The following is a 17,288-nucleotide window of genomic DNA, read 5'->3' on the forward strand; positions in this document are numbered from 1 at the left end:
GTAAAAAAGAAGCGAGTGCGCTGTCTGGATGACAGGCACTCCCTCCGCATCATTTGACTCGTGACAACAGACTTAGTTGAAGCCGTTGTCATACATTGGAACCCGTTTATATGAATGTATATAGTCTAAACGTCCCAGCCTTTAAAATCAACACTTATTTCCAGATATACAATATTGAATAACTAACATTCTCATATTCTAATTCACAACTAAATATTCTATTTACGAGTCAGTAACAGACTGCCAAAACCGGAAGTATCTTGATAAGAATTACCTGATGAATCACTCCAGATGGACACACTGCTTCGCTTGCCATCTCCCGCGCCATCATCATTAACTTGAAGATCAAACCCAATCCATCTTTGCCCTTCAGCACGAACGCTGTCTAGTGGGATTGCCACTTCAACTGTATACCCTCCGCTTGTTAATCGGGTAGCTGATTTGAAACTTTCTTTCCGTGCATTTCCACCAAAAGAAGCCTCATTATCAAAATTGACCCGGTACTGGGCATCATCCTCCTGATAGAATGTCGTCTGATCTTTGCTAGGGTCGATAAAAATCTCGATCGAATCCTGCTCATGTGCATTAGAACTTAATTTGCTTCGCAATGGATCTTTCACATCTGCCAATACGTACAGGTATTTCTCATCCCATAACAGCTGTGCAGTCGCCGTTGCACCGGCGTTTCCGACCACCCAGACATCCGTTTTAACAGATGCAGCTTTTTTCCAGACGTTATCCTTTTTTGCATCAATGACAGGTTTGCCATAAGTGACCTTGGTTTGTTTCAAGACAGAACCGAGCTTCAGTTTGCCCCGGTTGGCTGGTTTGTCGGGCTGTTGATTGGAAATATCATTCCAAACAATGGTCGCTGTCTTTCCAGCAGCATGTTCATCCGTAATCCGAAAATCCAGAGACAAGACCTGGCCTTCGGTAAGTAAAGCAGCTGACATAGGCAGTGATGCGTATACAACATACCCGGTTTTTGTCTCCTGTACGTTGTAAGTATTTTTATCTTTGCCTTTAGCGCCATCCCGTTTAAATGTATATTGACCATTTGCAGACGGCGGATTTTTCTTCTTGGCAGACAGATCAGCTTCAGAAGTTGCAGCGCCTGTCCCCTTGACTTCTTCCGCGAGGAAAACCTGCACCTGATCCCCTTTGCGACGTGTGGTATCCTTCACTTCCACTCGTAAATTCACCTTTTTGGCATCCCACATCATACGAGCCTCACCCGTAACCGCAGATGTACCATCTGCCAGATGATTAATTTCGAGTCCTTTCACAGCACCCCAAAGAATATCTTCCTGTCCTTTGTGATTCGGGAAAGAAGGGCTGGCCTTCAATGCTGTCCATTCATTACGATAGATCGGAAGGGTGGTAGGGTCCACCAGTGCCCAAAATGCCGGTTTTGCTTTTAATTTACGATCAAATAACAATGGTGCATCTTTGCGTCCTTTGACTGGATGATTATCAAGCCATGTACCATCATCCGCAAGTCCCCAGACTGTAACGCTGTCCATTACACCGCGTTTTCCCAACTCGTCGAACAGGTCGAACAGTTCACGATAACGGTAAGCTTGTTGCAGCATTAATTCATCTGTGACAGGCATCTCCAGTTCAGAATTACTTGAATAGATCGAAACGTCCAGCTCTGTAACCTGTACATTCACACCAAGAGCGATCACTTTCTCAAAAGCCTCACGAATGAGCTTTACATCCGGTCCGTACATGGATACATGCATCTGGAATCCAACCGCATCAATCGGTGTTCCTTTGGCAAGCAACTTCTCTACAAGCTTCACCATATCATTCACCTTGTTTCCATTGCCCTCCATTCCATAGTCATTAATCACCAGTACAGCATCGGGGTCAGCCTCACGTGCATAACGGAAAGCCAACTCAATGTAATCACTGTCATCTCCGTCGCCATCCACATCCCCAATAATATCTCTCCACTTGGAATTACTGGCCTCATTCCGCAAGCCGCCTCCGTCTGAGATGACTTCATTGACGACATCCCATGTATGAACCTTTCCTTTGTACCGGGTCACGATGGTTTGAATATGGGTTTTCATCCGTGCAAGCAACTGTTCCCGCGTGGCAGGTTTCGATGCATCATTCGGATCAGTAAAGAACCAATTCGGCACCTGACTATGCCATAACAGCGTATGACCTCTGATTTCCATGTCATTTGCTTCGGCAAACTTCACCAGGCGATCTGTCTCTGACCAGACAAACTCTCCTTCCTTGGGCTGCATCGCATCCATTTTCATAAAATTGTCCGCTGTAATACTATTAAAGTGTTTCGTCAACAACTGGGAATGCTGGTTTTCCGCGTCTAGTGCAGACTGGTTGATGGCAGCTCCCATTGCGTAATTTTGTCCCACCATATCGACCAGATTCGGAATATCCTTCTCTATTTCAATTTTCTGAGCAGCCGTAATCAGAACATCATCCACGTAAAATGAAATCGTATCTGCCGGCGTCACTTCCGCTGACGTCTTCCATGGTGTCTCCACATACATGCGGAATCCGGTGATACCACTATTTTCTTCGGGAATCACCACATCGGCCTCGACTTTTTTCCACTGTCCTTTATTCAAGGTAGCGGAGGCAAAGGTAGCATATTCAAGACTCGAAGCGTCTTTATTGTATTCTTTCTCGAGTGCACCGTTAAGGACCTGACTGTCCGGCCCTTCATCGTACATGGCCCAAAATGAAATATGAACTGTGCTGCCCTTCTGTACATGATCCAGCATCTCAATTAAGGGTCCATGGAACGTTTCGGTACGTGAAGAGGTTCTCAGGCTGCGTGTACTGTCATGACCTACTTGCGTTACGATATCAAGCTTTTCACTTGCACGTGGACGCCATTGTCCCAACACACCATCTTCAAAATCAGCCTTGAACAGTACTTCATCATCGCCAGTCTTAACGTCCGCTGCCGAAGCACGTGTCCCTCCTGTTCCCACACTTGGGAACAAACTGAAGATCAATACAGCCGACAAGCACAAGCTCCACCATTTTCTCAAATGCATCCGATCTCCTCCTTGGTTCGTTGTTTGTGAAGAATAACCTTTGCTCTGCCATGTGCCAGCCCTTTACAAGATCGTTATACAGGATGGATAGATGCAAATGGACAGAAAATTGTAAGCACTTTCATTATACGATTGCCAGTAAACTTTGTTTACCCGTTAAACTATAGGACTTGTACCACTCCCTAATCCATATGTTTCCAAATGAGATATATAACGACAAAAAGCACAGCTTATTAGCTGTGCTTCGTGTAAACATCTTTACTATTTACGTTTTTAAGCTTTTAAGCTTTTAAGCTTTTAAGCTTTTAAAGGTGCTGTCGTCTGACGGATAACCAGATTGGAAGGTTCCGTCACCACAGGAGGAGAATAAGATGGATTCTCGATCATGGCAATCAGATATTCAATGGACTTAATGCCAATGGAATAGATATTCTGATTCACCGTGGTCAACCCCGGTTTGAATACCTCAGCATAATACGTGTTATCGAACCCGACAACCGAGATATCTTCTGGTACACTCAGTCCATGCTTTTCAATTTCATGAATCGCACCAAAAGCAGACATGTCTGATGCACAGACAATTCCCGTTGGTTGATCCTGAAGTGCCAGCAATCGTCGGGCAGCCTTGCTTCCCCCGTCGAAGGAATAATCGCAGATCTCCAGATATACCGTAGAATACGGGATGCCGCATTCTCGCAGCCCTTCCCGATATCCTTCCAATCGCAGATTGGCTACAGCAGGTCCAAGTGTCCCTGAGATATAGGCAATTTTGCGGTGCCCAAGCTCATGCAGATGTTTGACACCCATCGAGATCCCGTTCGCGTTATCCGTAGTAATGTAACCGGCACGTTTGCCCAACATGTCCGTATCAACAAACATCGTTGGAATCTCTGCATCCACCAGTTCCTGAATACTCGCGTTTTCTCTGCCTTCCCCGAATACTACTACGCCATCCACATTACGACTGCGGCAATGTTTGATGAACGAGTACGCCGGATCATCGAATCGAGTAGACAACCGGACCAGGTCATATCCACTGTTCTCCAGCGCTGTCTTGATCCCTTCCAGCAACTCGGACACAAAAGGGTTCGTAAACGGAACCGTTAACAGTACTCCCACCGTCCATGAACGGCGTTTGACAAGTCCACGTGCGACCACATTGGGTTGATATTTCAATAATTCGATGGCTATATTGACTTTTTTGCGTGTTTTTTCACTTACATCAGGATAATCGTTTATCACTTTGGAAACGGTTGCAACAGATACTCCCGCTTCCTTGGCTACATCATGGATAGAAGCCATCTGATCACCTCAACCTCTTTCGAATCCCCTGTCTCCGGCTGCATTTTCTATAACATCGGCAGGTTTGTCTACCCATTATAGCTTAAAACAGCCTGAAACGGTATGGAAGGTTCCTAATGCTTTTAAGCTCTATTCCTGCTGTTCCAGTTTCTTCAAATCCAGAGACAGTTTCTCCATTGTTGTTGCAAATACAGCGAGTTCAGCCGAGCGTGAAGCTTGGCTACGTGCCCCTCTGGAAGTATGATCCGACTCCTGCTGCACACTGCTCAGTTTCTTCATGATCTGCTCCAGATTAGACTGAATTTTACCCTGGGCATCCCGGGAACTGGCTGCAAGCTTGCGCACCTCACTAGCGACTACTTCGAAGCCACGTCCAAACTCTCCTGCATGAGCAGCTTCAATCGCTGCGTTCAGGCCGACAAGATGACTCTGATCCGATATCTCGCGAATGAGTTCACCCATTTTTCCGATCTGCTGGATCTCTCCTGTTAATTCGGTAAGCATAACCTGAGCCTGATCCTGAGAAGCCGCTGTTTCTTTGGCTACACTTGATATCGCCATTGCACTTTCATTTAATTCACTAATCATGCCTGTAAGCTCTTGGGTAATCTGCGTAATTGCCTGTAATGTATGTTGTTGGTCATCGGCAAGCTGATGTAACTTTTCTTTTTCTTTCTTCTCATAGGCTTCAAGGACAAGCTGTGAATCCAGATTAAACATTTTGCTGAGCGCTTGAATGACAAGATGCCAGGAATCAGGGATAACCTGTTGGAATATGCTCGTTGCAATATCCAGGTAGACCATATAGGTACCCAGATAATAATCTTCAGACAGACCAATCCGTGAATGCACAAGTCCAATCGCAATCCGTTGCTCAATATATGCGTCGTCCACGATTCCATCCGTCATTGATAACCAGTACATCTTCTGTGTTTCTTTTAGACGATCAATGGTAGAGAATCGAGCGATCAGATCTACCAATTCAGGATAATTCCCCACATGATTGTAGAAATGATCCACCACTTCATTAACGACTTTTTTAAAAACAGGCCGATGATCGGCAAGCAGTTTTAGATCCCCTGCGGTTAATCCCATGTAATCAAGTTGCTTCTGTCTTGTTGCGGAAATACTGCTCATATCTGGTTCAGTCAGCTCCTTAATAAACACTAAATTACTTTAAATTGTAAATATATGTATTGATTATAGACTAAAATACCTAAATATACATATACCATTAGAACTAATTCTCTTTAAAATTAACCTTATTTGTCAGCTTTTTAGACTGATATGACCTTCATGTAATTAAAAAGGCCCTGACCCTGCTGTGAAGGAGCCTCACAACAGGCATCAGGAGCCTGATCCGGAATGGTTCGTTGCCGATTAGCGATTAAGCAGACTACCCACATAACGTAACAGTTCATTCGCGCTGGCTGCGGTGTATCCATGTTCCTCAATTAAACGTTTAATGACTTCATTCATACGTTTCAATTGTGTTGCATCCGGTGTTTTGGTTGAGGTTGTGATCTTGACAATATCTTTCAGATCGGTGAACAACTTTTTCTCAATCGCTTCACGCAAACGGTCATGGCTGCTGTATTCGAACTTGCGCTCCTTGCGGGAGTATGCCGAGATTCGGATCAGAATCTCTTCTCTGAACGCTTTCTTTGCATTCTCGGAGATCCCGATCTGTTCCTCTATGGATCGCATCAGACGCTCATCCGGGTCCATCTCTTCATCCGTGAGCGGGTCACGCATCTTGGACCAGTTGCAAAATGCTTCAATGTTATCGAGGTAATTCTCGAATAACGTTCTTGCGGATTCCTCGAATGAGTAAACAAATGCTTTCTGCACTTCCTTCTTGGCCAGTTCATCATACTCCTTGCGTGCAAGAGCAATGAAGTTCAGATAACGCTCCCGCTCTTCCTTTGTAATTGAAGCATGCTGGTCCAGACCGTCCTTGATCGCCCGCAGAATATCCAGCGCGTTAATGCACTGAAGATTTTGCTTAATCAAAGCACTGGAGATCCGGTTAATGACATACCGTGGATCAATGCCGGACATCCCTTCATCCAGATACTCATTTTGCATCTCGCGCAGATCAGCTTCTTTGTATCCTTCCACTTCTTCACCATCATACATGCGCATTTTTTTAACGAGATCCATGCCTTGTTTCTTCGTTTCCTTCAAGCGGGTAAGTATGGAAAAAATGGCTGCAGTCCGCAGTGCATGCGGTGCAATATGAACATGCTTCATGTCACTTTGCTGAATGAGCTTGGCATAGATTTTCTCTTCCTCGGATACCTTCAAGTTGTACGGAATCGGCATGACAATCATCCGGGATTGCAGTGCCTCATTCTTCTTGTTGGAGATAAAAGACTTATACTCCGATTCATTCGTATGCGCCACAATCATTTCATCCGCACTGATTAAGGCAAAACGTCCTGCTTTGAAATTTCCTTCCTGCGTGAGCGACAGGAGATTCCATAGGAATTTCTCATCACATTTCAACATCTCCTGGAACTCCATTAACCCACGGTTCGCCTTGTTCAACTCCCCATCAAAACGATAGGCACGTGGATCGGATTCGGAACCAAACTCCGTAATGGTGGAGAAGTCGATACTCCCCGTCAGATCGGCAATATCCTGTGATTTCGGATCGGATGGACTGAACGTTCCTATTCCCACGCGATTATCTTCGGAAACAATGACCCGTTCCACCGGTACCTTGCTGATATCACCACCATATTCGGTACGGAGTCTCATCTGGCAGGATGGGCAAAGGTTACCCTCAATACGGACTCCAATTTCCTTTTCCACTTCAGGACGAAGCTCCAGCGGAATCAAATGCAGCGGTTCCTCATGCATCGGGCATCCATCAATGGCGTATATGGCACCTTTCTCTGTCCGCGAGAACTGTTCAAGCCCACGCTTCAGCAGCGTCACCAGCGTCGATTTCCCTCCACTTACGGGACCCATCAGGAGCAAGATCCGCTTCCGTACATCCAGACGGCGTGCTGCCGAGTGAAAGTATTCTTCAACCAACTTTTCAATCGAACGGTCCAGCCCAAAGATCTCCTGTTCAAAAAACTTGTACCGCTTATGCCCACCTACTTCTTCCACCCCAAACGATTCAATCATCTCATACACTCTGGCGTGAGCCGTCATTGCCGGAGTCGGGTCCTCTCTCAGCAGTGCAATATAATCTTCAAATGTTCCGTTCCATGTCAAACGGTCACTCTCTGCCCGATGTTCCGCAACGCGTTCAAAAATATTCATGCTTGGTACCTCCCATGGCTCCTTTAGTGTGATTGTCAACCATTCCGAATGGTATGAAGAAATCAATAGAATTGCGGCTCCTGCTTGAATACCAATCTTGCGGTCCTGTGTAGTCCCGCCACCCTCTGTCCAAACGTCTTGTTTTGTTGTGAAAAGTGTATTACATACCTATGCGGCAATTCGGATAAGTTGACCTCTTTTTTTCAATCAACCACTTCGAATTTTGGCTTTTCCCTGTTCTATCAGACATCTTGTGCCTTCAGAAAAAAAAGAACGAATATGATATAATGAGGGTTCTAAATTCAGGAAACCGGACAACACATGGTCAGAGACAGGCCACTTCTGGAAAGGAGCACGGACGATGGCAGTGAAATACGAAACCGAATTATATTCGCCTGTGAAGGCTTTCTTCGAGCAGCGTGGCTTCGACGTCAAGGCGGAAATCAGACATTGTGACCTCGTCGGAGTCAGATCAGACCAGGACGAACCACTCATTGTGGAGATGAAAAAAACATTTAATCTCTCCCTGTTGCTGCAGGGCATGCAGCGCTTGAAACTTAGCCCGTTCGTGTATCTGGCCGTCGAGCGCAATCGCAGTAAACGCGGAGCCGTGAACCAACGCTGGAGCGAACTGACCGCACTATGCAGACAGCTCGGTCTGGGGCTGCTGACTGTCACATTTTACAAAACCAAAGCTCCCCTGATTGATGTATTGTGCGAGCCCTCCGCCCTGATCCCCCTCACTGGCCCCAATCAGGTTGCCCGTAAAAGCGGTGTTCGGCGGAAGCGATTGCTCAAGGAATTCGACGAACGCAGCGGAGACTACAATACGGGAGGTAGTACACGAAGACAGCTGGTCACAGCATATCGTGAGAAGGCTTTGCGTGTCGCATCCGCTCTACGGACGAACGGAGAAGCCTCTCCAGCCAACCTTGCCAGACAGACAGGCGTAGGTTCTGCCGCAGCAATTCTGCAAAAAAATTATTATGGCTGGTTTGAACGCCTCTCCCGTGGAAAGTATATTCTGACGATTAAGGGAGTACAGGCGTTAACCGAGCATGCACACATGCTTGAGGATAATGATATGATTGAACGAACCATTAATGAACTCGATGTAACGTATTCTGTATCTGGTGAAAATAAGGACGACCTTGCACACATCGCTGAAACAGCGGAGCAGTACTTAAAAAATACAGGCCATATCTGATATGGAATCATCTGAAGTAACGGATGTGAAAAAAAATGAGAAGGCAAAAAAACACCTGTAATCTCCACTGGAGACTACAGGTGTTTTGATGTGTTCTATATAGAAGATTGTTATTAGAATTTTACTGCTACTTCGGAAGCCAATTTCAGACCTGCAGTAACGATTTCTTCAGCACGATCAGCAGAAGCATTATGTCCTTCAACGATAACCACTTCAGGGTTTTGAATGCCCCACAAGCCGAGAACTGTTTTCAGGAAGTTCAGGGACATTTCAGCAGCTGCCATTGGGCCTTCGGAATAAACGCCACCACGTGCGTTAAGCAAAGCTACTTTTTTGTCGCCAGCAAGTCCTACAGGACCTTCAGCAGTGTATTTGAATGTTTTACCAGCTTGGCTCAGGTAAGCAATGTAGTTTACCAATGGAGCTGGAACAGTGAAGTTCCACAGTGGGAATGCAAATACAACTTTGTCAGCTGCCAGGAATTGATCTTGCAATTGTGCTGCAAGTGAAGCTGCTTTTTGCTCGTCAGCTGTCAGTTCAAAACCGTTTGCTGCTTTGTAAGTACCTGTGATAGCAGTGTTACCATAGAATGGGAATTCTGTATTGTAGAGATCCAACTCAGTAACTGTGTCACCTGGGTGGGACTCTTTGTATGCGCTCAAGAATGCATCGTACAATTTAACGCTGACTGCTTGATCTGCAGGACGGTCATTTGCTTTAACAAATAAAATATTAGACATGTTGAATTTTCCCCCGTTAAATAAAATATATGAGTGCTTTTCCTGAACTGGCCACCATTGTAGCTTATATAAAGAAACCAACAACTCATTAATTCATATTATATATAAAAATGTTAGTGGATGCAATAACGTAATCACTTTGGTCATGAACCAATTTTAATTTTTGCTACAAAATCTATTTTTGATCTGACTTAGCTACGAGCCGTAAATTCGGAAATGGCTTCACTGATCAGGTTCATGCCAAGCAGCAATTCATCCCGGCCCGGGTGGCTAAAGTTCAATCGGATGTAACGTTGATCCTGTACACCTGTGGAGCATAGTGATCCAGGAAGAAAGGATACACCTTTGGGCAAAGCCGCCTTAAGCAGAGCGCCACTATCCAATCCTTCCGGCAACTGTACCCACAGATACATTCCGCCCTCAGGGATGTTGTACTGACACCCTTTCCAGCCCGGCCTCTTCAACAGTTCAAGCATCAGTTTGAGTCTTGTCTTATACTCCCGATTCAACATCGATAGGTGATCACTCCAACGAAATGGGGAATGGGCAAGCAATTGATACAACAGCCGCTGATTCATCGGACTGGACTGACCATCTGCAATTCGTTTAACCGAGGCCATTGCCTGAATCAGCGCAGGATGTCCAGCGGCCCATCCGGTTCGAAGAGCGGGCGCTACCGTTTTGCTGAATGAACCAATGTAGAGAACATGTCCACCCTGATCGGCAGTATCCAGTGCAAAGAGTGAAGGATATTTACGATAGAATTCCGTTGGCTCAAGGCCATCGAAATGGAGCTCTCCGTAAGAATCATCTTCCACAAGCAGTACACCATAGCGCGAACACAGCTCAAGGACTGCCTCCCGCCGCTCCATACTCCACAAAGCACCGGTCGGATTCGAGAAACTGGGTGCAGCAAAAAGCAGCTTCGGTCTAACCTGCTGCATGTGATGCTCTAAAAGGTCTGGCAGTATGCCGTCCCGATCACCCATTACGGGCACAATCTTGGCTCCTTGCATCTCCAGAACCTCAAGACAGCCTGGAGATGTGGGATGTTCAACCAGTACAGAATCTCCTGGCTCAAGCAATAGACGCATCACCAGATCGATGGCCTGCTGGGTACCAGTAGTCAACAGAATCTGCTCGGGTACCGTTCGTATGCCTTTGCGTGCATTCCAGTCTTTGTTCAACCACTCTCTTAGGGGTGTGTAGCCTGCTGGCTCTCCATATTGCAATGCGGAGGGGCCTGAACTAAAGACAGACACCGCTGCTTCTTCCAACAATTTGAAAGGAAACAACTCCTCCGCAGGCAATTCTTCCGCCAGAGAAATGAAATAATCCCTGCCAGACATCTCACGTATATCCCTCAGTGGTGATGACAAAAGCCTGTTGGTACGGGAAGCAAAGAAATATTTCATCGATCCGTTCCCCTTTCGTCCCTATTCCGAAACTGTACTCGCAGTCCGCAGCCCTACAACCTATTCCTGCTCGCCATCGAATATGACCGGATGCATACCGAACTGTTGTGATCATGGGAAGAACAGACCTGTTTCGTCAGGATCCCGTCTTCACTTGTCTTGCATGCAAGGCATAACGTTCAATGGCCTGTGCTCTACTGCTCACTTCCAGCTTCACGTATATTTTACGCAGGTAATTATCAATGGAACGTCTGCTAACGTTGATCTCATTCGCTATTTTATCATAGGTTACACCCTGAACAATTCTTTCCATGATAAAAGTTTCGGTTTCTGTTAATTCAATGACACGTGCTTCTGTCGGAGACTCCACAGGTTGCGCCCACTCCGCACTGTTTAACCACGACAATGGAATGGACACATGGCCCTCACGCAATCCAGAGATCAGATGAATCAGCTGGCTAGGGGAAGCCTGTTTGGATAACATGCCGCTTGCACCAAGGCTCATCAGATGACGAAACAGCTTCACATTGTCTTCATCCGTCAAAATAATGATGTGACTGTGAGCTGACAGATTCTTCATCTGGGCAATATATTGATCTGCCTGACCCTCCGGAAGACGATAATCCATCAGAATCAGATCAGGCTGGTGAATATTCACCAGATCGAGCCCTTCTGTTCCGGTCGAAGTCATGCCACGTACCGTCAGATCTTGCTGCTCTTCCAAAATCAATTTTGTACCGAGCATGCTGGTGGGGTGGATATCTATGATGACCACCTGCCATACTTTTTTCATTGTTGTTCCCCCTGTTATGTATTGGACAAATAACTTTTAAATTCTGTCATGATGATTTCATCGTCTATGCGACAATCCGAGTATAGAAGAAGCATAGGTCGGATTATGTCGAAAAACAGAAAAATACAGGAGGAAGCCGATAAAAAAGCTCTATTTCCACTGTATTTTGTTATAAAAACACCATGACGTCCATCTTTCCATCCCCGGAAAGGTCAAAATATAGTATAAATTTCCTGCATTTCTATCTAAAAAAGTCGAAAAACCTGCCCAAAGTTCCTACTTATTGCATCTATAAGAAATTGTATCCTAGGACTTCCTTCCGATGCAATCTCTTTTTACTCTATTAAGTAAAGAATTTCATTTTTGCGTAATCAATAGGGGCATGATAGAATGAGGACTGGAAATTTTTTTGTACCTATAAATGACCAGGAGTGATGATATGAAACCATCTGACCCGTCCTCTGACATCCATCACACCCGGAGCGCCAAAGGCAAGGCTGGATCTTCAATCAAACTGTTTCTGGTAATGTGGATTGTTCTCATTGCACTAGGAGTCGTTGGAACCTACTATTATAGTAACCATCTCCAGCAACAGATGATTAACCAGCTTCAAGCCCATAATCAGCAGCAGATTGCAGCGCTAAAAACCGACTATGAAAATCAGCTAACAACGATATCAAAGGAAGTAGAAGACCTGCAGGGACAGGTTCAATCCTTCAATGAATTGCTGACTTTCACCAAGGATAATGCAAGTGACAAAACGGATAACAGCAACAAACTGTATACCCAGCTGAGCGAAGTCAAAAAACAACTGGAGACACTCCAGAAAAAGATGGACCTGCTCAAATGATTACACCCGTCAAACAGGTTAATCGTTTTTTTATGCTTGCACTCGCTCCTTTTGTTGGATTGATATTATGCCTGCTGCTGCTTCGTCCTCCACTTGAACCCGGAGGTTTGATGCCTACCGAACTGTCAGAGGATACGATTACACCCCGGACCCAAGCAATTAGCCAAGAGCTTGCGGGGGCAAAAGATGCTGCTGTCCAGACTTCTTCTTCTATTAAAAGAACGACACAGCTCTATAATAAAACAACTAGTACGATGTCTACACTTGTGCAGAAGGCTTCCACCCAGGCGGATCGTCCGGAAACGATCTACAACAAACGGATTTCATCCAAGCTTGGCGTTCCATTTGAACGGGTAGACAGTGACCGGCTAACGATTGAAATGTACAGAGTGAATCCTGGCAGCTATAAGGGCTATGCCATGAAGATCAAGCTAAAAGACCCTACAGCCATGCAGATGGCTCTAGACAGTGAACCTGGGCGTTCTGAGACGACCATGCAGGCTGTGAAGCGTAACGGCGCAATTGCCGGGATTAACGCAGGTGGATTTGCTGACAGTGGCGGCAAACGTTATCCACTTAGCACAACCGTCATGGACGGGAAATACGTGAATGGTTTCCAGGCCAGTTTCAAAGATCTGTTTTTTGTAGGACTTAACGATGCCGGTAAACTGGTCGGAGGCAAGTTCTCCGACAAAAACTCACTGGATCGCCTGCAACCACAATTTGGGGCTACGTTTGTTCCGGTGCTGCTACAGAATGGGCGTAAAACCACAATTCCTGCCAAATGGAAAGTATCACCCAAACGAGCACCACGTACAGTCATTGGCAATTATAAGGATGATCAGTTATTAATCATTGTGGTCGACGGATATAATGAGGGCGGAAGTTCCGGTGCTACCCTTGAAGAGTTGCAAGGGCGGTTGTACAAGCTTGGGGTGATTGACGCCTATAATCTGGATGGCGGTGGATCATCCTCGCTTATTCTGAATAATCGGGTTGTGAATAACCCTTCAGATGGCAGCCTCAGACCAGTGCCCACACACTTTTTATTTTACAAATAATAGGGTGAAGCATTTCTTTTCTACCTATAATGGTTATAATAGAAGAAAATGAGCTTGTGCAGGAGGTGCGAAGGGCATGTCATTTTCACTGACATTCTGGATTATTGCAATCGTATTGACTCTCTTCATTACAGGCATTCTCACTTCATCCTACAACAATGACAAAACAAAAGGCTTGTAAAGGCCAAGCCTCTCTCCGGAGAGGCTTTTTCTATTGCTTCATCCTCGAAATAACAAGAGACAAGGCTTAAAAGAATGATTCGATTCTTCTAAGCCTTGTCTCTTGCTGTATTCGGGATCAATAGCTAACCGCCCGGTCATTCCGCATAGATATAACAGAATCAGACAGAATAGGCCCACTCACCGACCCACCCTCAACTAATGTCACATAAATTCGTTCATGATCAACGGGTTCTCCAGCAATAATTTTGATCAATTGTTCAGCAGCGAGTGATCCCCACTTGCGCTTGGAATAATCAATGCTCGCCAATCTCGGCTGGACGTATTTGCTCAATTCAATATTGTCGAATCCGATGACATCAATCTCTTGACCAACGCCAAGTGCACTGTCTGCCAGACGATCACACAAGCCAATAGCCATCTCATCATTGAGGCAGAATACCGCTGCGGGTCCATCATACACCTGCACAATCTGATCTGCGGCTTGTTCTCCACTACTCTTCTCAAAATCTCCCGTGATCTCAATCCATTCCACATCGGCTTCACGTTCCGCAACCTGTCTCACAGCCTTTAACCGCTGCACAGAGTCAAACGAACCTTCCGGTCCTGTCACCACATAGATTTTCTTATGTCCCTGTTCAATCAGATGTTCCATCGCAAGTGTCGCCCCGGCTTTATTATCCAGCAGAACCTGATTAATGTTGGGATGATCCATCTCACGGTCCAATACAACGATTTTGTGCCCACGATCGGCATACTGCATTAGTTCCTCACTTGCAAACGTATGATCCAGAATGATCGCACCATCAATCATTCTCTCTGGAAGCATGCGATGGGATTGTTTACCACTGCACACGATCAGGTCATAGCCTTGAGCATTACATACGGCTTTCATGCCACTCAGCAAGTCTCCATACACATCTCCTCTAAAATCGGTCAAGAATACACCTAGAATTTTGGATTCCCTCTTCTTCAGTGTTCTTGCTGCGGCATTTGGAACATAGTTCAGTTCTTTGGCAATGGCCAAAATTTTGGAACTCGTCTCATCGGTCACTTTGTTGCTGCCATTCAGCGCATATGACACAGTAGAGATGGAAACTCCCGCCTGTTTGGCGATATCCTTGATACTGACCACATTCTTCGCTCCCCTGTTATGTTCATCAGGCCTTCCATAACAAAAGGCCTGACACATTACTCTTTCCATTCACCGGATTAAACAAGTCTGAATGATTTCTTCTGAGTATCCCGACTGTTTGCACCCACAAGAATATGGAACTCACCTCGATCACTGCGGTGGCTTAAGTCGGAATGGTGATATCGAAGTTGTTCTTCATTTAATGTAAATGTGGCTGTACCACTCTCGCCTGGCGCCAGTGCAAGCTTCACATATCCTTTCAGCTCACGCATAGGACGAACGACTTCACCCGTTACATCACGAACGTACAACTGAACGGTCTCCACGCCTGCGCGCTCACCCGTGTTTGTTACACGTACTTGAATGCTCAGGGACTCTTCGGCAGTCATCTCGTTACTTGACACTTCAAGATCACCATAAGAGAACGAAGTGTATGAGAGACCATAACCGAACGGAAGCAAAGGTTCATTCGGGCTGTCAATGTATTTGGAGACATAACGTTCTTCCGTCTTCTCCGGGTTCAGTGGACGACCTGTATTGAAATGGTTGTAATAGACCGGAATCTGACCTACGGACTGCGGGAAAGACATCGTCAGACGTGCAGATGGATTCACTACACCTGTCAGAACATCTGCGATCGCCGCTCCGCCTTCACTGCCTGGGAACCAGGCTTCAAGAACCGCATCCGATTCATCGATTACACCATGCAGATCCAATGGACGGCCGTTGAAAATAACGCTGGCAATCGGTTTTCCCGCTGCTTTGAGCTGTTTAACCAATTCCAATTGGGCTGCTGGCAGACGAATATCCGTGCGTGAGCCACCTTCACCACTCATCTCGGAGTCTTCACCAAGAGCAAGGACAATCAGATCTGCTTTGCTTGCCACTTCCAGGGCTTCGGCAATCTGCTCAGCTGTAATCGTATGAACATTACTGCCTTGAGCAAATTGAACTTTCCCACCCGTCAGGCGTTCTTGCAGAGCTGTTCCCAACTTAACTGCATCTTCCTTAACTCCTTCGCAGGACCACCAGCCCAAAATATCAGGACTCTGTGCAAAAGGACCAATAAGGGCAACATTAGCGTCAGGTTGAAGTGGAAGCACGCTCTCATCATTCTTCAACAGGACAGCTGATTTCGTTGCCAGTTCATACGATACCTGACGGTGCTCTTTGGAGAATACAATCTCACGTTCACGTTCAGGATCAGCTGCACGAAGTGGGTTATCGAACAATCCCAGCTTTTCTTTCAGTTGCAGAATTCGCAGAACGGCTTCATCAATGAGCTTCTCATCCACTTCACCACTCTCAATCAGTTCAGGCAAATGATGTACATAACAAGGTGTCATCATCTCCATATCTACTCCTGCGCGAATGGCACGATATGCCGCTTCACGATCATCTTCTGCAGCACCATGCGCAATCATCTCGCGAATGGAAGCCCAATCCGAGATTAATACACCATCAAAGCCCCACTCGTCACGCAAAATGCCGCGCATTAACTTCTCATTGCCACTTGCCGGAATACCGTCAACCGTATTGAACGAAGTCATGACCATTTCCACGCCCGCATCCAACGCTGCTTTGTACGCTGGCAAATAGTACTCACGCAGGTTACGCTCAGACATGTCCACCGTATTGTAATCCCGACCACCCTCAGCCGCTCCATAAGCCGCAAAGTGTTTAACACAGGCTGCAAGACGATCTGGCTCATCCTTCAAGCTGTCGCCCTGATATCCACGTACAAACGCAGCCGCGAACAAACTGTTCAGATAAGGATCTTCTCCTGTCGTTTCCATCACACGGCCCCAGCGCGGGTCACGAACCAGATCCACCATAGGTGCAAAGGTAACATGCAAACCGGATACAGCTGATTCACGTGCTGCAATTTCAGCACTTTTCTCAGCCAGTTCTGTGTCCCATGAACAACCGATCGCCAGTGGAATCGGGAAAATGGTTTTGAATCCATGAACTACGTCAGCCATGAACAAAAGCGGAATGCCCAAACGGCTTTTTTGCATATAAGCTTGCTGTACATCAATGATGGCCTGCGCACCGGACAACCCCAGAATGGACCCACTGGCATCCACGGACTGCTCCGTAATCCCCATCTCTTCCATCGGCCCTGTGATCTGACCTTCAACATTTGTTCCTTCATAAAAGTTGGCAGTCAACTGAAGAAGCTGAGCTGTTTTTTCCTCCAACGTCATCTGTTTTACCAGGTCTAACAACTGCTCGTTATTCATCTGATCGTATCCTCCACTACAAGTTGTTGAAATAAAGAACCCGGC

The 17,288-nt window shown here is 46.1% G+C and carries 12 protein-coding genes; 3 read left to right on the forward strand and 9 right to left on the reverse strand.

Going from position 1 to position 17,288, the window contains the following annotated elements; all coding sequences use genetic code 11:
* Positions 1-218: 218 nt before the first annotated feature.
* The 4 genes from MHB71_RS16000 to MHB71_RS16015 all read right to left on the reverse strand — a co-directional run bounded on the left by MHB71_RS16000 (position 219) and on the right by MHB71_RS16015 (position 7,619).
* On the reverse strand, positions 219-3,041 hold the full coding sequence (locus MHB71_RS16000; protein WP_076318324.1) for an endo-1,4-beta-xylanase: 2,823 nt from the start codon (positions 3,039-3,041) through the stop codon (positions 219-221).
* Positions 3,042-3,338: 297 nt separating this feature from the next.
* Complete coding sequence (locus tag MHB71_RS16005; protein ID WP_017689571.1) at positions 3,339-4,343, reverse strand: LacI family DNA-binding transcriptional regulator; 1,005 nt, start codon at positions 4,341-4,343, stop codon at positions 3,339-3,341.
* A gap of 129 nt (positions 4,344-4,472) precedes the next feature.
* On the reverse strand, positions 4,473-5,480 hold the full coding sequence (locus MHB71_RS16010; RefSeq protein WP_076318323.1) for a globin-coupled sensor protein: 1,008 nt from the start codon (positions 5,478-5,480) through the stop codon (positions 4,473-4,475).
* 243 nt (positions 5,481-5,723) lie between these two features.
* Positions 5,724-7,619, reverse strand: a complete 1,896-nt coding sequence (locus MHB71_RS16015) for a PrkA family serine protein kinase (RefSeq protein ID WP_036669848.1) — start codon at positions 7,617-7,619, stop codon at positions 5,724-5,726.
* 361 nt (positions 7,620-7,980) lie between these two features.
* Here MHB71_RS16015 and MHB71_RS16020 point away from each other — a divergent pair, with 361 nt between their 5' ends.
* Positions 7,981-8,826: a DUF2161 family putative PD-(D/E)XK-type phosphodiesterase gene (locus tag MHB71_RS16020; protein WP_076318322.1), complete on the forward strand. Its 846-nt coding sequence runs from the start codon at positions 7,981-7,983 to the stop codon at positions 8,824-8,826.
* Between the two features lie 113 nt (positions 8,827-8,939).
* Here MHB71_RS16020 and MHB71_RS16025 read toward each other — a convergent pair whose 3' ends face one another.
* The 3 genes from MHB71_RS16025 to MHB71_RS16035 all read right to left on the reverse strand — a co-directional run bounded on the left by MHB71_RS16025 (position 8,940) and on the right by MHB71_RS16035 (position 11,774).
* On the reverse strand, positions 8,940-9,566 hold the full coding sequence (locus MHB71_RS16025) for an FMN-dependent NADH-azoreductase (RefSeq protein WP_036610012.1): 627 nt from the start codon (positions 9,564-9,566) through the stop codon (positions 8,940-8,942).
* A gap of 191 nt (positions 9,567-9,757) precedes the next feature.
* Positions 9,758-10,981 carry a PLP-dependent aminotransferase family protein gene (locus tag MHB71_RS16030; RefSeq protein WP_036610015.1) on the reverse strand — a complete coding sequence of 408 codons (1,224 nt, stop codon included), beginning with the start codon at positions 10,979-10,981 and terminating at the stop codon, positions 9,758-9,760.
* A gap of 136 nt (positions 10,982-11,117) precedes the next feature.
* Complete coding sequence (locus tag MHB71_RS16035; RefSeq protein ID WP_017689577.1) at positions 11,118-11,774, reverse strand: response regulator transcription factor; 657 nt, start codon at positions 11,772-11,774, stop codon at positions 11,118-11,120.
* A gap of 439 nt (positions 11,775-12,213) precedes the next feature.
* Here MHB71_RS16035 and MHB71_RS16040 point away from each other — a divergent pair, with 439 nt between their 5' ends.
* Both MHB71_RS16040 and MHB71_RS16045 read left to right on the forward strand, forming a co-directional pair.
* Complete coding sequence (locus MHB71_RS16040) at positions 12,214-12,624, forward strand: uroporphyrinogen-III C-methyltransferase (protein WP_051447152.1); 411 nt, start codon at positions 12,214-12,216, stop codon at positions 12,622-12,624.
* Positions 12,621-13,685, forward strand: a complete 1,065-nt coding sequence (locus tag MHB71_RS16045) for a phosphodiester glycosidase family protein (protein ID WP_036669840.1) — start codon at positions 12,621-12,623, stop codon at positions 13,683-13,685. Before MHB71_RS16040 ends, MHB71_RS16045 begins: the two co-directional genes overlap by 4 nt.
* 298 nt (positions 13,686-13,983) lie before the next feature.
* Here the strand turns inward: MHB71_RS16045 and MHB71_RS16050 are convergent, their stop codons facing one another.
* Positions 13,984-15,000 (reverse strand): LacI family DNA-binding transcriptional regulator, encoded by a 1,017-nt coding sequence (locus tag MHB71_RS16050; protein ID WP_100529493.1) that lies wholly within the window; start codon positions 14,998-15,000, stop codon positions 13,984-13,986.
* Positions 15,001-15,077: 77 nt separating this feature from the next.
* Positions 15,078-17,243 carry a beta-glucosidase BglX gene (gene bglX / locus MHB71_RS16055; RefSeq protein ID WP_100529494.1) on the reverse strand — a complete coding sequence of 722 codons (2,166 nt, stop codon included), beginning with the start codon at positions 17,241-17,243 and terminating at the stop codon, positions 15,078-15,080.
* Positions 17,244-17,288 lie beyond the last annotated feature (45 nt).

Origin of the sequence: Paenibacillus sp. FSL H7-0940, from assembly GCF_037979415.1 — a bacterium.
Taxonomy (GTDB): domain Bacteria; phylum Bacillota; class Bacilli; order Paenibacillales; family Paenibacillaceae; genus Paenibacillus; species Paenibacillus amylolyticus.

Bases quoted from the DNA above. Each gene is read 5' to 3' on its own strand.
- MHB71_RS16005 (WP_017689571.1), bottom strand. From the start codon at position 4,343: ATGGCTTCTATCCATGATGTAGCCAAGGAAGCGGGAGTATCTGTTGCA.
- MHB71_RS16015 (WP_036669848.1), bottom strand. From the start codon at position 7,619: ATGAATATTTTTGAACGCGTTGCGGAACATCGGGCAGAGAGTGACCGT.
- MHB71_RS16040 (WP_051447152.1), top strand. From the start codon at position 12,214: ATGAAACCATCTGACCCGTCCTCTGACATCCATCACACCCGGAGCGCC.
- MHB71_RS16010 (WP_076318323.1), bottom strand. From the start codon at position 5,480: ATGAGCAGTATTTCCGCAACAAGACAGAAGCAACTTGATTACATGGGA.
- MHB71_RS16020 (WP_076318322.1), top strand. From the start codon at position 7,981: ATGGCAGTGAAATACGAAACCGAATTATATTCGCCTGTGAAGGCTTTC.
- MHB71_RS16030 (WP_036610015.1), bottom strand. From the start codon at position 10,981: ATGAAATATTTCTTTGCTTCCCGTACCAACAGGCTTTTGTCATCACCA.
- MHB71_RS16025 (WP_036610012.1), bottom strand. From the start codon at position 9,566: ATGTCTAATATTTTATTTGTTAAAGCAAATGACCGTCCTGCAGATCAA.
- bglX (WP_100529494.1), bottom strand. From the start codon at position 17,243: ATGAATAACGAGCAGTTGTTAGACCTGGTAAAACAGATGACGTTGGAG.
- MHB71_RS16045 (WP_036669840.1), top strand. From the start codon at position 12,621: ATGATTACACCCGTCAAACAGGTTAATCGTTTTTTTATGCTTGCACTC.
- MHB71_RS16000 (WP_076318324.1), bottom strand. From the start codon at position 3,041: ATGCATTTGAGAAAATGGTGGAGCTTGTGCTTGTCGGCTGTATTGATC.
- MHB71_RS16035 (WP_017689577.1), bottom strand. From the start codon at position 11,774: ATGAAAAAAGTATGGCAGGTGGTCATCATAGATATCCACCCCACCAGC.